This window comes from Bradyrhizobium sp. RDM12, from assembly GCF_051917485.1.
Classification (GTDB): Bacteria; Pseudomonadota; Alphaproteobacteria; order Rhizobiales; family Xanthobacteraceae; genus Bradyrhizobium.
Map to the genome: position 1 here is coordinate 5,623,754 of NZ_CM133064.1, position 13,815 is coordinate 5,637,568.

General features: G+C 63.3%; 11 protein-coding genes and 4 pseudogenes. 3 read left to right on the forward strand and 12 right to left on the reverse strand.

The window, feature by feature from the left end; genetic code table 11:
* Positions 1-11: 11 nt before the first annotated feature.
* The 6 genes from ACTGJ9_RS27660 to ACTGJ9_RS27685 all read right to left on the reverse strand — a co-directional run bounded on the left by ACTGJ9_RS27660 (position 12) and on the right by ACTGJ9_RS27685 (position 5,486).
* Positions 12-656: a DUF47 domain-containing protein gene (locus ACTGJ9_RS27660; protein ID WP_456673662.1), complete on the reverse strand. Its 645-nt coding sequence runs from the start codon at positions 654-656 to the stop codon at positions 12-14.
* A 156-nt stretch (positions 657-812) separates the two neighbouring features.
* Positions 813-1,781 (reverse strand): branched-chain amino acid ABC transporter permease, encoded by a 969-nt coding sequence (locus ACTGJ9_RS27665; RefSeq protein WP_456673663.1) that lies wholly within the window; start codon positions 1,779-1,781, stop codon positions 813-815.
* Between the two features lies 1 nt (position 1,782).
* Complete coding sequence (locus ACTGJ9_RS27670; protein WP_456673664.1) at positions 1,783-2,646, reverse strand: branched-chain amino acid ABC transporter permease; 864 nt, start codon at positions 2,644-2,646, stop codon at positions 1,783-1,785.
* A 72-nt stretch (positions 2,647-2,718) separates the two neighbouring features.
* Positions 2,719-3,939 (reverse strand): ABC transporter substrate-binding protein, encoded by a 1,221-nt coding sequence (locus tag ACTGJ9_RS27675; RefSeq protein WP_456673665.1) that lies wholly within the window; start codon positions 3,937-3,939, stop codon positions 2,719-2,721.
* 52 nt (positions 3,940-3,991) lie between these two features.
* Positions 3,992-4,738, reverse strand: coding sequence for an ABC transporter ATP-binding protein (locus ACTGJ9_RS27680; RefSeq protein ID WP_456673666.1), 747 nt, complete (start codon positions 4,736-4,738; stop codon positions 3,992-3,994).
* Positions 4,731-5,486 carry an ABC transporter ATP-binding protein gene (locus tag ACTGJ9_RS27685; protein WP_027535192.1) on the reverse strand — a complete coding sequence of 252 codons (756 nt, stop codon included), beginning with the start codon at positions 5,484-5,486 and terminating at the stop codon, positions 4,731-4,733. The genes ACTGJ9_RS27680 and ACTGJ9_RS27685 overlap by 8 nt, the downstream gene beginning before the upstream one ends.
* Before the next feature lie 340 nt (positions 5,487-5,826).
* Between ACTGJ9_RS27685 and ACTGJ9_RS27690 the strand changes: the two are divergent.
* Positions 5,827-6,475: pseudogene (locus ACTGJ9_RS27690) on the forward strand (hypothetical protein).
* Here ACTGJ9_RS27690 and ACTGJ9_RS27695 read toward each other — a convergent pair.
* Positions 6,472-6,837 carry an ArsC family reductase gene (locus ACTGJ9_RS27695; RefSeq protein ID WP_456673667.1) on the reverse strand — a complete coding sequence of 122 codons (366 nt, stop codon included), beginning with the start codon at positions 6,835-6,837 and terminating at the stop codon, positions 6,472-6,474. The pseudogene ACTGJ9_RS27690 and the gene ACTGJ9_RS27695 overlap by 4 nt on opposite strands.
* 120 nt (positions 6,838-6,957) lie before the next feature.
* Here ACTGJ9_RS27695 and ACTGJ9_RS27700 point away from each other — a divergent pair, with 120 nt between their 5' ends.
* Positions 6,958-7,329, forward strand: coding sequence for a tRNA-binding protein (locus ACTGJ9_RS27700; protein ID WP_456673668.1), 372 nt, complete (start codon positions 6,958-6,960; stop codon positions 7,327-7,329).
* A 217-nt stretch (positions 7,330-7,546) separates the two neighbouring features.
* A pseudogene (locus ACTGJ9_RS27705) lies at positions 7,547-8,325 on the forward strand (sulfite exporter TauE/SafE family protein).
* Between the two features lies 1 nt (position 8,326).
* Here ACTGJ9_RS27705 and ACTGJ9_RS27710 read toward each other — a convergent pair.
* The 5 genes and pseudogenes from ACTGJ9_RS27710 to ACTGJ9_RS27730 form a co-directional block, all read right to left on the reverse strand.
* Positions 8,327-9,031, reverse strand: a complete 705-nt coding sequence (locus tag ACTGJ9_RS27710) for a glutathione S-transferase family protein (RefSeq protein ID WP_456673669.1) — start codon at positions 9,029-9,031, stop codon at positions 8,327-8,329.
* Positions 9,032-9,511: 480 nt separating this feature from the next.
* Positions 9,512-10,707 (reverse strand): annotated as a pseudogene (locus ACTGJ9_RS27715) (serine hydrolase domain-containing protein).
* Between the two features lie 203 nt (positions 10,708-10,910).
* Positions 10,911-11,603, reverse strand: coding sequence for a GNAT family N-acetyltransferase (locus ACTGJ9_RS27720; protein WP_456673670.1), 693 nt, complete (start codon positions 11,601-11,603; stop codon positions 10,911-10,913).
* 4 nt (positions 11,604-11,607) lie between these two features.
* Positions 11,608-11,955 carry a Lin0512 family protein gene (locus tag ACTGJ9_RS27725; RefSeq protein WP_456673671.1) on the reverse strand — a complete coding sequence of 116 codons (348 nt, stop codon included), beginning with the start codon at positions 11,953-11,955 and terminating at the stop codon, positions 11,608-11,610.
* Between the two features lie 27 nt (positions 11,956-11,982).
* Positions 11,983-13,790 (reverse strand): annotated as a pseudogene (locus ACTGJ9_RS27730) (chloride channel protein).
* Positions 13,791-13,815 lie beyond the last annotated feature (25 nt).

A 13,815-nucleotide genomic window follows, 5' to 3' on the forward strand; every position in this document is an offset into this window, starting at 1 on the left:
GCGGCCCTGCCCTAAACTTGCTCGATGACGATGCTGTTGATTTCGTTCGCGACGTCGTCGAAGCGATCGGCCACCTTCTCGAGGTGGTCGTAGATCTCGACGCCGACGATGAAGTCCATCGCGCTGCCGTTGCGGTGCTTGAGGAACAGCTCCTTCAGACCGATGTCGTGGAGATCGTCGACGCGGCCCTCGAGCTTGCCCAGTTCCTCGGTGATCGCCGTCAGCATCGCGACGTTCTGGCCGATCGCCTGCATCAGCGGTAGCGCACGCCCGACCAGATTGGCGCATTCGATCAGGAGCGCACCGATCTCGCGCATTGGCGGCTCGAAGCTGCGGACCTCGAACAGCATCACGGCCTTGGCGGTCTGCTGCATCTGGTCGATGGCATCGTCCATCGAGGTAATGAGGTTCTTGATGTCGCCGCGATCGAACGGCGTAATGAAGGTGCGGCGCACCGCCGTCAGCACCTCACGGGTGATGTTGTCGGCATCGTTCTCGAACTGGTTGACGCGCTGACAGTAGACCGGCGTCTCCTCCCCCCCATTCAGCATGCCCTGCAATGCGACGGAGCCCTGGATCACGGTCTGGGCATGGCGGTCGAACAGGTCGAAGAACCGTTCTTCCTTGGGCAGGAAAGCGCGAAACCATCGCATCATGGGGATAGTCTACCGGTTGGAAATGGCCCGGCCCGAACGGACCGTCGTAAAACCGTCATAGACCATTTTCGCTCCGCGCGCGTGTCATCTCGCGCACGCGGAGCCGGATCATCCACCGGATTCGCTCACCTTTGAAAGTGTCGAGATATCAACTATTTAGAGCGATCTCCGGAAGTAGTGGGCAACTTCACCAACGACGCCACGGCGGAAGGTGAGCACGCAGATCACGAAGATCGAGCCCTGGATCACCGTCACCCACTGGCCGAAGCCGGCCAGATATTGCTGCATGGCGATGATCGCGAAGGCGCCGACCACGGGACCGAAAACGGTGCCGAGACCGCCGACAAGCGTCATCAGCACGACTTCGCCCGACATCGACCAGTGCACATCGGTGAGCGAGGCGTTCTGCGCCACGAACACTTTCAGCGCGCCGGCAAAACCTGCCAGCGTCCCCGACAGGACAAACGCCAGGAACTTGTACTGGTCGGTGCGGTAGCCGAGCGAGATGGCCCGCGGCTCGTTTTCGCGGATCGACTTCAGAACCTCGCCGAACGGCGAGTTGATGATGCGATAGATCAACAGGAAGCCCGCGAGGAAGCCGACCAGCACGACGTAATAGAGCACGGTCGGCTTCGACAGATCGAGCACGCCGAACATGTGCCCCTGCGGAATGCCTTGAATGCCGTCCTCACCGTGGGTGAACGGCGCCTGGAGGTAGATGAAGTACAGCAGCTGCGACAACGCCAGCGTGATCATCGAGAAATAGATGCCCTGGCGGCGGATCGAGATGTAGCCGGTGATGAGCGACAGTCCGAACGCCGCAGCGATGCCGACCAGAATGCCGAGCTCCGGCGGCAGCGCCCACACCTTCAGCGCATGCGCGCTGCAATAGCCGGCCGTGCCCATGAACATCGCATGGCCGAACGACAGCAGGCCGCCATAGCCGATCAGAAGATTGAAGGCGCAGGCGAGCAGAGCGAAGCAGAGCGCCTGCATCACGAAGAACGGATAGATGCCGCTGAACGGCACCGAGGCCAGCAGCAGCGCCATCACCACGAATACGATCATCTCGTCACGCATCGCGCGCGGAGTTACCGGCAGCGTATCGTCCGTCAAGGCTGTCATATCAGGCTGCCCTTCCCGTCAATCCGGTTGGCTTCACCAAGAGCACCAGCACCATCAGCACGAACACGACGGTGTTGGAGGCCTCTGGATAGAAATATTTGGTCAGGCCCTCGATCACGCCGAGCGCGAAGCCGGTGATGATGGAGCCCATGATCGATCCCATGCCGCCGATCACTACGACCGCGAACACCACGATGATGAGGTCGGCGCCCATCAGCGGCCGGACCTGGTTGATCGGCGCCGAGAGCACGCCGGCGAGCGCGGCCAGGCCGACCCCGAGACCGTAGGTCAACGTGATCATGCGCGGCACGTTGATGCCGAAAGCACGCACCAGTGTCGGGTTTTCAGTGGCGGCGCGCAAGTAGGCGCCGAGCCGCGTCTTCTCGATCAGGAACCAGGTCGCAAGACACACCACCAGCGAGAAGATGACGACCCAGCCGCGATAGATCGGCAGGAACATGAAGCCGAGATTCATGCCGCCCTTGAGCTGATCCGGAATGGAGTAAGGCAGGCCCGACGAACCGAAATAGTTCTGGAACACGCCCTGGACGATCAGAGCGATGCCGAAGGTCAGCAGCAGGCCGTAGAGATGGTCGAGCCCGGCCAGGAATTTCAGCATGGTCCGTTCCAGGATCATGCCGAAGATGCCGACGATGATCGGCGCAAGCAGCAGCGCCCACCAGTAATTGATGCCGCCGAGGTTCAGCAGGAAATAGGCGACGAAGGCGCCCATCATGTAGAGCGCGCCATGGGCGAAATTGATGATGTTGAGCATGCCGAAGATGACGGCGAGCCCGAGACTGAGCAGCGCGTAAAACGAGCCGTTGATCAGTCCCACCAGTAGCTGTGCGTAGAGAGCTTGCATCGATCCAGCACCCAGTCCCTTCGGCGTTCCCAGTCCAGCGCCCGCCGGCTCGCCGCCGGCGGGCTGTCGGTCTTACTTCTTAAGCAGCGCGCACTTGCTCTCGGAGAGCGGCGTGAAGGCCTGGTCGCCCGGCACCGTGCCGACGAGCTTGTAGAAGTCCCACGGTCCCTTGGACTCGGAGGGCTTCTTCACCTCAAACAGATAGGCGTTGTGGATGGTGCGGCCGTTGGGCTGGATCTCACCCTTGCCGAACAGGTCGTCCTCCGTCGGTATCGACTTCATCTTCTCGACGACCTTGACGCCGTCATGAGGATTGCCGCCGAGCGCGTCCAGCGCCTTGAGATAGTGGCGCACGCCCGCATAGACACCCGCCTGCACCATGGTCGGCATCGCGCCGTTCTTCATCTTCTCCGAGAACCGCTTGGAGAAAGCCCGGGTCTGGTCGTTCATGTCCCAGTAGAAGGTCTCGGTGAAGTTCAGGCCCTGCGCCGTCTCCAGGCCGATCGCCTTGACGTCGGTGAGGAACAGCAATAGCGCGGCGAGCTTCTGGCCGCCCTTGACGATGCCGAACTCGGCGGCCTGCTTGATAGAGTTTGTGGTATCGCCGCCGGCATTGGCAAGGCCGACGATCTTGGCCTTGGAGGCCTGCGCCTGGAGCAGGAAGGACGAGAAGTCCGGCGTGTTGAGCGGATGCTTGACGCCGCCGACGACCTTGCCGCCGTTGGCGGTGATAACAGCGGTGGTGTCGCGCTCGAGCGCCGCACCGAAGGCGTAGTCCGCGGTCAGGAAGAACCAGGTGTCACCGCCGGCCTTCACCAGAGCCTGGCCCGTGGTGTGGGCCAGCATGTAGGTATCGTAGGTCCAGTGCACGGTGTTGGGCGAGCACTGCGCGTTGGTGAGGTCGGAGGTCGCCGCACCCGAGTTGATGTAGACGCCGTTCTTCTCCTTCACGACGTTGTTGACTGCGAGCGCTACACCGGAATTCGGCACGTCGACGATGATGTCGACCTTGTCGACGTCGAACCACTGCCGCGCGATCGCGGTGCCGATATCCGGCTTGTTCTGGTGATCGCCCGAGATGATGTCGATCTTCCAGCCCTTCGCGGCGAGGCCGGAATCTTCCACCGCCATCTGCGCGGCAAGCGTCGAGCCGGGTCCACCGAGGTCTGCATAAAGACCGGATTGATCGGACAGTGCACCGATCTTGACCGTCTTGTCCTGCGCGAAGGCTGCGCCCGCGATGGTAACGGCCAAGGCCGTGCCGAGCAACAACGATGCAACCGACTTTTTCATGCTATTTCCCTCGTGAATCTTCTCGTGACCGTCCGACTCTCACTTGGCCGTACTAAACGCCGAGATAGGTGTTGAGCTTGTCCATGTTGGCGGCAAGCTCCGCATTGGAAAATCCGTCAATGATCTTGCCGTGCTCGACGACGTAATAGCGATCGGCGACGGTGGATGCGAACCGGAAATTCTGCTCGACCAGAAGGATCGTGAAACCCTCCTTCTTCAGCCGCGCAATGGTGTGACCGATCTGCTGAATGATGACAGGCGCAAGACCCTCGGTCGGCTCGTCCAGCATCAGGAAGCTGGCGCCGGTGCGCAGGATGCGCGCGATCGCGAGCATCTGCTGCTCGCCGCCGGACAGCTTGGTGCCCTGGCTGTTAAGCCGCTCCTTCAGATTCGGAAACAGATCGAAAATCTGTTCGAGCGGCAGTCCACCCGGGCGCACCACCGGCGGCAGCAACAAATTCTCCCGCACGTCGAGACTGGAGAAAATCCCCCGCTCCTCCGGGCAGAACGCGATGCCCATGCGCGCGATCTTGTCGGAGGTCGCGCGGACGATGTCCTGGTTGTTGAATTTGATCGAGCCGGCGCGTTTGCCGATGATGCCCATGATCGACTTCAGCGTGGTCGTCTTGCCGGCGCCGTTGCGTCCGAGCAGCGTGACGACCTCGCCCGCATTCACGTCGAAATCGATCCCGTGCAGGATGTGGGACTCGCCATACCAGGCTTCGAGGTTGCGGACCTGGAGGATGTTGCCGCCGGTTGCGGCCTTCGCAGGAGCCTCGGCCATTACAGTCTCAGGCATGACCGGCTCCCAGATAGGCTTCCTTGACGCGTTCGTCCTTGGTGAGTTCGCTGTAATGGCCCTGCGCAAGCACCTGACCGCGCGTCAGCACGGTGATGATGTCGGACAGATTGGCCACGACGCTGAGATTATGCTCGACCATCAGGATGGTGTATTTCGCCGAGATGCGCTTGATCAGCGCCGCGATCTTGTCGATGTCCTCGTGGCCCATGCCGGCCATCGGCTCGTCGAGCAGCATCATCTCCGGATCCAGGGCGAGCGTGGTTGCGATCTCGAGCGCGCGCTTGCGCCCATAGGCCATCTCGACCGCCGGCGTGTTGGCGAACTCGCTGAGACCTACATCGTTCAACAATTCACGCGCGCGGTCGTTGAACTGGTTCAGCACCGACTTGGAGCGCCAGAAATCAAACGAGCTGCCGTGCTGACGCTGGAGCGCGACACGGACATTCTCCAGCGCGGTCATATGCGGAAAAACCGCCGAGATCTGGAACGAACGCACCAGCCCCAAGCGCGCGACATCGGCCGGCGCCATCGCGGTGATGTCCTGTCCCTTGTACAGGATTTTTCCGGCGGACGGTTTGAGGAACTTGGTCAGAAGATTGAAACACGTCGTCTTGCCGGCCCCGTTCGGGCCGATCAACGCGTGAATACTCCCACGGCGAACCTTGAGCGCAACGTCGCGGACGGCGAAGAAGCCCGCGAACTCCTTGGTCAAGCCTTCCGTTTCGAGAATGAACTCATCGGCCAAACAGATTTCCCCCTGCCCGCATAATGCGCGTGGCTGTCCTTGTTACTTCGGCTTTCCGGGGGCCTTGGAGCCTTCCCGGAACGCCGCCTCCGGGCGCGGAATATGCCGGAGGTGACGGGGGTTAGGCAAGGCGGAAAGCTGAGCAGGTCAGGCCTCCGGCCGGGAGTCTCATGCTCCCTTAGTTGGAGGTCTCGTGATGTCGCGCCTGCCGGCCTTCCGGTTCGCAAGACACCGGTCATCAAGCTGTCGTTAACGGTCTTTGGTCCCATGCGCCAGCCTTCATCAAAAATTTTCCCGCCGCGGCGATCATGCCCGGGCTTCATTCGCCGGGAACATTGTTTTGGATTTCGCCAGCGCCGCTCCCTCCGTCGTCAAGTCGATCAAGCAGCGTGACCTGCTCAACACGTGGCTGCGGCTTTATGCGCGCCAGCAGACGGCGCCGGCGATGTGGGAGTACCAGCCTGCGAGGCTCGAGGAAGAACTATCTGATCTCATCTACTACACGGTCGACAATTCGACGCCGACGCCGCGCCTGACGATTCAGAGCGAGGGCACACGGATCTCGCGCGCCTACGGCCATACCGGCAAGGAATCCTGCTGGAGGATTATGTCGGGCCGCGGCTCGCGCCCTTTGTCATGCCGGTCTACCACGAATGCGTCGCGCGCGGGCTTCCGGTCTACAGCGTTGCCGACGTCGACGACATCTACGGCCGCGTCGTCGCCTATGAACGGCTGCTGCTGCCTTTCCTGATCGACGACAGGGTCAGCCACGTCATCGCTTCGCTCAAGACCTTCTGCGAAGACGGCGGCTTCGAGATCAAGAATCTGCTGCGCGGAAATGACGCGCCGCTGCGGCCGAAACTGCGTACGGTGATCGACCGCGACCTGTTTCACCGCGCCCCGGGCGCATCGCGGCCGCCGAAACCGTCGAATTCGCCGATCGGCCCGGCGGTCCGAGCATCACCGCCGAGATCATCGAGCTCAATTAGCTCTTGCGCGATTTGGCGCCGACTTCCTTGTCGTAAATATCCGGCTTGAAGCCGACCAGGAGCTTACCGCCGGTTTCGAGCACCGGCCGCTTGATCATCGATGGTTGCGCTAGCATCAGCGCCAGCGCCTTCTTCTCGGTCAGGCCTTCCTTGTCGATGTCCGGCAGCTTCTTGAAGGTGGTGCCGGCGCGATTGAGCAGCGTCTCCCAGCCGAGCTTGTCGCTCCATTGCTTGAGCTTGTCCTTCTCGACGCCCGCGGCCTTGTAATCGTGGAACTCGTAGGTGACGCCATGGGTGTCAAGCCAGGCGCGCGCCTTCTTCATGGTGTCGCAGTTCTTGATGCCGTAGATGATGTTGGGCAAGACGGTCCTCGCGCATGCGTCGTGACGTGCCGTGGTCACGGCCGTGGCGTTGTACGAAACTCCGCGTCGCGCGACAATATTACCCACGACGCTTTCGACCTCTATCCGAACGGACACACCATGCACGTCACCCACGATCCCGCTGCATCCGCCACGCCGACGATCGATTTCAACACCTTCCTCGCGGTCGATATCCGCGTCGGCACCATCGTCGATGCCAAACCATTTCCCGAGGCACGCAAGCCGGCATGGCGGCTGTGGATCGACTTCGGCCCGGCCATCGGCGTGCGCAAGAGCTCGGCGCAGATCACCGAGAACCATCCGCTCGAGACGCTGGTCGGACAGCAGGTCGCGGCCGTCGTCAATTTCCCGCCACGCCAGATCGGACCTGTCGTCTCGGAGGTGCTGACGCTCGGCTTTCCCGATGCCGACGGCAAGGTGGTGCTGATGCAACCAAGCAGGCCGGTGCCGAACGGCGGACGGCTGTTCTAGCGGCAGGTATCGCCTTCGCCGGCCGGCGGCCCTCGCTTCATCCTCCTGTTTCGTCGGCCCAGCTGCCGGGACTTGACCAAATCTCCAGGGCCTTGTGCTGCAAAAATGCTGGGGCGAGGATTTTGACATTGCGGCCTGCATGGCGGCCGTCGCCGGCGTGATCGACGGCTTTCGCACGACCAAGCCCGGTATCAAGCGACGGACCAAGGCGTAAGCCATGTCGGGGATTCACGACCTCCTTGCCGGCGCCGGCGTCGGCCTGATCGGCGGACTGACCTCGGGCTTCATGGGCACGAGCCCAGGCGGCGGCCTCGTCATTTTTACCGTGCTGCTACTGGGCGCGGAGCAGCACGTCGCGCAGGGAACGTCGCTGCTCACGCAGATCCCGCCGACGGGTCTCGCCGGCGTGCGCCGCTACTGGCAGAACGGCAATCGCAGTCCGTTGCCGTGGATCGTCTGGATCGGCGTCGGATTTGTTGCCGGCGGCGCGGGCGGCGGCTATGCCGCGGCTGCCGTTTCCGACGCGGTCCTGCAATGGACCTACGTCGCCTATCTCGTGGCGCTGATCGCGCTGCCGATGCTGCGTCGTGACCGCGAGGGCAGCAGTGACGCTCGCAATCGCGACCAACTGCCCTGGCTCCCCCTGCTCCTCATCGGCGTGCTTGCCGGCTTTTCCTCCGGCTTCATGGGCATCGGCGGCGGGCTTGCGATCACCGTCGGCCTCGCCGCCGGACTCCGCGTGCCGCAACATCAGGCTCAGCTCGTCAGCCTGATTTTTTCGGTCGTCCCGACCAACATTCCAGCGGCGTAGATCTACTGGAGCAAGGGTCTCATGGTCGCCTGGCCGGCCATCATCGGCATCATTGCCGGCCTCTGGATCGGTACGGATCTCGGCGCACGCGCGGCCAACGGCGTCGGCAAGGCGGTGCTGCGCCGGACCATGATCGGCTCGTCGCACTGATGGCGCTCTACATGAGTTACAAAGCTCTGAGCTAGCTTACGGACGCTTCGGGATGTTGAGCCCGCGCTCAACGGCCGGACGCGCCAGCCCGCGTTCGAGCCAGGCAGCGACCGATCTGAACTGGCTGAACGCGACCAGATCGCCGGCGCCGTAGAAGCCGATCAGGTTGCGCACCCAGCCGAGCATCGAAATGTCGGCGATGGTATAGTCGTCGTCCATGAACCATCGACGGCCGGAAAGATGCGTCTCCATCACGCCGAGCAGGCGCTTGGACTCGCCCACGTAACGCTCGAGCGGCCGCTTGTCCTCGAAATCCTTGCCGGCGAATTTGTGGAAGAAGCCGACCTGGCCGAACATCGGCCCGATGCCGCCCATCTGGAAGTGCACCCACTGCATCGTCTGGTAGCGGCGCGCGGCGTCCTGCGGCAACAGCTTGCCGGACTTTTCCGCGAGATATTGCAGGATCGCCCCGGACTCGAACAACGGCAGCGGCTTGCCGCCGGGGCCATTGGGATCAAGGATCGCCGGGATCTTGCCGTTCGGATTGAGCGAAAGGAATTCCGGCGTCTTCTGGTCGTCCTTGCCGAAATCGACGAGATGGACTTCGTAAGGCAGTCCGATCTCCTCCAGCATGATCGAAACCTTGACGCCGTTCGGCGTCGGCAGCGAATACAGCTGAAGCAACTCCGGATGCCTGGCGGGCCAGCGCCTGGTGATCGGAAAGGCGGACAAATCGGACATCGGCACCCCGGCTTCGTTCGTGAGCTGCCGCCTAATCTAGGCGAGCCATCGAACGACGCAAGGCCGAGCAACCATCCCAACTGTCTCGGCGCCGAGACTCGATCACAACGGGCGCAGCAGATGAGTTGTGGCGTACACTGCGTCGCGCTGTGTGCGTTGCTCGATGAAGAGTTGCCCGGTCACGAGCAGCGCTCCGACGAAAAAAGCGCGAGCATTGCGGTCGCAAACTGACTGACGTCGTTCATCGCAAGCGTTTCCCTGTATTTGTTCGCACGGGGAACGCTGGGTCGCCGCCGGCAGTTCCTCCACACTTCAAATAAATTGCCGCTTTTTCCCGACCCGCGAACTGCCTCAACAATTGATCTCCATCCGCCGGCCGCGCAGATCGATTTCATCCCCGTCGACGCGCGGAGGACTTTCGCGCGCCGCGACCGCGCAGGCGCAGGCAAAGGATTCGCGGACGCCTGCATTTTTTTGCGGTCAGCCTACGACGGCCTGGTAGGCCAGACGCTTGAACTCGAAGAAGAACGGATTCCAGAAGCCCATGTGGCGCTGGGCCATCAGGACGCCGGCGGTATTGGCCTCAGGGCAAATCCACCAATGGGTGCCTGCGAGCCCGCCCCACTGGAATTCGCCCGTTGAATTCGGGGATCGAACTGCGTCGGCGCGAAGGTCACGGCGCCGCCGAGGCCAAAGCCCTTGCCCGGCATCGGCCCGAGATTGGCGAAGCGGATCGTCTCGCCCGCCGGCAATTGGTTGGTCATCATCTGCCGCAGCGTCTCCGGCTTCAGCAGCGCCTCCGGCCCAGGCACGAGAGCACGCACCAGCGCGAGCATGTCTGGCAGCGTCGAGACCAGCCCGCCGCCACCCGACAGCCGTGGGAACGGCCGTCGATGGGCCTGCGGATAAGGCAGATTGTCGGCGCGGGTGAGGCCCGGTTTGGTCGGATCAAGCACGTCGGCGCCGGTATAGTGCGCGACGAGCCTGCCCTGTTGCGCTTCAGGCACGGAGAAGTCGGTGTCGGTCATGCCGAGCGGATCGAAGATACGCGCCTTGAGGAAGGCATCCAGCGGCTTGCCCGAGACGACCTCCACGACGCGACCGAGCACGTCGGTCGCCACCGAATATTCCCAGCTGGTGCCGGGATGATAGGACAGCGGCAAATCGGCCAGCTTGTCGATCATGTCGGTCAGCGGCGTCAGCGGATTGAGGACGCGCGCCTCGTTGTAGCCTTTGAACAGCACCGTGCCGGGATCGAAGATGCCGTAGCTGAGGCCCGACGTATGGGTCAAAAGATGCCGGATCGTGATCGGGCTTTTCGCCGGCTCGACATCGGCGAGGCTAGAAGCGCCCTGCTTCAGCACCTTGCGATTGCCAAGCTGCGGCAGGAATTTTTCGATCGGATCATCGAGCCCGATGCGACCCTCCTCGACCAGCAGCATGATCCCAGAGGTGACGAAAATCTTGGTGTTCGAGAAGGCACGAAAGATGTGGTCGGGCCTCAGTGCAGTCTTCGCCTCGCGATCGGCAAAGCCGACGCATTGCTGGTCGACCAGTTCGCCTCCGCGCAGCACCGCCCAGGACACGCCGGGGACGATCTCCTGATCGACGTAGCGCTGCATCGCCGTCCGCACAGCGGAAAATTGTCGCGTCTTGTTTGTTGTCCCGGCGTCCATGGATAGGCTCCCCTGAATTGGTTGCGATGGATATAGCAACGAATCGCCCGCGGGGAAGTCCGTTCGCGTAACGCGCAGCCGGCGCCGGCAATACCCGCATTTTTGTTTCACCGCGTGTCCGCACCGGTGCGAGCAACACAACGAAAACGCCAGCAATCCTTGCCGCAAGACCTCATTAAGCGCGCGACCTTTAGGCCGGGCTGTCACCCCTGCTTCATGAACGCCGTCACATGCAGGCGACGGCGGATGTGCATGCCCTGGCGCTGATAGAGCGCAATGGCGGATTTGTTGCTCGAAAACACGTGCAGGAACGGAAGCTCGCCGCGCGCCTCGATCCGGCGCGCGACCGCGGCGAGCAGCGCCTGCGCGTAGCCGCGCCCGCGATAGTCGGGATGGACGCAGACGGCCGTCATCTCGACGAACTTGCCCGGCTTCATGCGTTCGCCCGTCATTGCGACCAGCTCGCTGCCGGCGCGAATGCCGAGGAACGTGCCGAGCTCGTGCGTCCGTAAAGCGAACGGTCCGGGCTTGGTCAACGCGGTCAGCGCCATCATGGCAGGCACATCAGCCTCGCCGAGCCTCACAATCTCGGCGTCGCGAAGCGGGCTATCGGCAGGCGATCCGATCATCTGCTCGCCGGATTCCGCCAGCACGACGTTGAAGCCGGAGGGAACAACGACCGGCTCCGGCGTGAACAGCGCGGCGACCTGCGAGCCGGTCATGAGATCACCGAGCGCGGCAAAGCTTGCCGCTGACATGTCGACCATGTCGGCGAATGGCGTTATGTCCACGGGATAGCGCAGCGCGCGCGGACCGCCTTCGGCCAGATGCTTATGGCTCGTCGTCAGCGCGCTCCAGATCGGACGATCCAGTAGCCGCAGATCGCTGTCGGACACGGGCTCAGTCCTTGTCGAAGCTGACGATCACGGCGGCATTGGCGATGAGGATGGGGTCGTTGGCCTGTTCCGTGGCCGAGGGGATCTCCAGCCCACCCTTGACCGCATTGACGGTCACGGTGCCATAGGGAAGCTCCCTCGCAACCGCGTCCTTGTCGACGGCCTCGGGATTGGGCACGCCGATGGTGACGTCGACAAACATGTCGTTCGCGGTTTTGCCGATCATCCGGAAGAAGCCGAGGCTCGAATGCCGGATCGCATCCGACACCGCCCGCTTCGCCGCCTTGGTGGCGTCCCTGCCGTGAACGTCGACACCCATGCCCATCTCGGTGATGCAGCGAACGCGAGTCATGTTCATTCCTGTCGTCGGTGCTGGAGTTCAGACGGGCTGACCTTCCGCGATCCGCGCCTCCGGCACAAGCGCCTTTTCGCGCAGGAAATATGCGTCGCGATCCTCCTCCTGCGCGTTCACGACCGCGCGAATTCGCAACAAATCCTTGCGAGCGACCAGGCCGACCACGCGATGACTGGCGCGATCAACCACCGGCAGCCGCCCGAGATCGGAGGCGACCATGAGATCGGCGACCCGCCCCAGCACCTCGTCGGGATGAGCCAGCACGACCGAGGTGTCCGAGACGACATCATCGAGCGTCGCCGCCTGATGATCGCCCTCGGTGCGCCAGCGCAGCACATCGGCGCGGGTCACCATGCCGGTCAGCCGTCCGTCGGCCGCGACGACGGGATAGGATTTGTGACGGCGCTGATCCGACGTGAAGAAAGTGACCGCCGCGTCGACGGACATGTCGACCGGCAGCGTGTCGACATTCGTGACCATGACGTCGACCGTGCGCATCAGCTCGAACGGATCGATCGCGTATTCGCGCGTGATGTGCTGGCCGCGCCGCGCGATCTTCTCGGTCAGGATCGAGCGCTTGAGCAATAGCACGGTGACGGCGTGCGCCGCGCCGGTCGCTGCCAGCAGCGGCAGCAGCATGTCGATATTGCCGGTCAGCTCGATGGCAAACATCACGGCGGTGAGCGGCGAGCGCATCGTGCCGCCCATCATCGCGGCCATGCCGACCAGCGCCCAGAATGATGCGCCACCGGGCAGGACCAGTCCTCCATCCAGCCGGCCGTGCCGCCGAGGATCAGCAGCGGCGCCAGCACACCGCCCGACGTGCCGGAGCTCAGCGCGATCACCCAGATCGCGGACTTCACCAGCAAGAGCCGGATCGCCTCGTCGCGCGCCATGTGGCCCGACAGGAGATCCGCGATAACGTCATAGCCGACGCCGAGCGCGCGGGGATCAATCAGCCCGCCAAGGCCGACGACGAGGCCGCCGAGCATCGGCCACCACATCCAGTGTACCGGCAGATGGTCGAACAGATCTTCGATCGCGTAGAGCAGCCGCGTCATCAGCCCGGACTGCAGGCCGGCGACGATCCCGACGCCAATCGCAGCCGCGAGGCCCCACCAGGGCAGGTCCGGCCGCTCCGCGAACGGAAATAGCGGTCCCGTCCCGAACAGCAGCGGGCGCCACGCCGCCGAGATCACCGCTCCCGCCACCACGGGAAGGAAGCTGCGCGGCTTCCATTCGAACAGCAGCAGCTCGACCGCGAGCAGCACGGCCGCGATCGGCGTGCCGAAGATCGCCGTCATGCCGGCAGCCGCGCCCGCGACCAGCAGCGTCTTGCGCTCGGCTGCAGTGAGATGGAAGCACTGGGCGAAGATCGATCCGATCGCGCCGCCCGTCATGATGATCGGTCCCTCGGCGCCGAACGGACCGCCGCTTCCGATCGACACCGCCGAGGACAACGGCTTCAGGATCGCGACCTTCGGCTGCATCCGGCTGCCGCCGATCAGGATCGCCTCGATCGCCTCGGGGATGCCGTGGCCCCGGATCTTCTCCGACCCGAACCGCGCCATCATGCCGATCACGAGACCGCCCAGCGCCGGCGCCAGCACCATCCAGACTCCAGGATGGGCATTCGCCAGCGAGACATTCTCGGTGCTGATATGGCCGAACCAGATCAGATTGGTCACCAGCGCAATCAGCTTCAGCAGCACCCAGGCGGCTCCGGCGCCGAGGCTGCCGACCAGCAGCGCCATGCCGATCAGGACCAGCACGCGGCGGTCGGCGGTAAAATCTCCGGGCTTGCCGCGAGGACGCGGGAGGCCGCCGGTCATATCGGGGTCTGGCGCATGGACGTCT

Coding starts and splice junctions, on each gene's coding strand:
- ACTGJ9_RS27660 (WP_456673662.1), bottom strand. CDS start 656: ATGATGCGATGGTTTCGCGCTTTCCTGCCCAAGGAAGAACGGTTCTTC.
- ACTGJ9_RS27665 (WP_456673663.1), bottom strand. CDS start 1,781: ATGACAGCCTTGACGGACGATACGCTGCCGGTAACTCCGCGCGCGATG.
- ACTGJ9_RS27670 (WP_456673664.1), bottom strand. CDS start 2,646: ATGCAAGCTCTCTACGCACAGCTACTGGTGGGACTGATCAACGGCTCG.
- ACTGJ9_RS27675 (WP_456673665.1), bottom strand. CDS start 3,939: ATGAAAAAGTCGGTTGCATCGTTGTTGCTCGGCACGGCCTTGGCCGTT.
- ACTGJ9_RS27680 (WP_456673666.1), bottom strand. CDS start 4,738: ATGCCTGAGACTGTAATGGCCGAGGCTCCTGCGAAGGCCGCAACCGGC.
- ACTGJ9_RS27700 (WP_456673668.1), top strand. CDS start 6,958: ATGCACGTCACCCACGATCCCGCTGCATCCGCCACGCCGACGATCGAT.
- ACTGJ9_RS27710 (WP_456673669.1), bottom strand. CDS start 9,031: ATGTCCGATTTGTCCGCCTTTCCGATCACCAGGCGCTGGCCCGCCAGG.
- ACTGJ9_RS27725 (WP_456673671.1), bottom strand. CDS start 11,955: ATGACTCGCGTTCGCTGCATCACCGAGATGGGCATGGGTGTCGACGTT.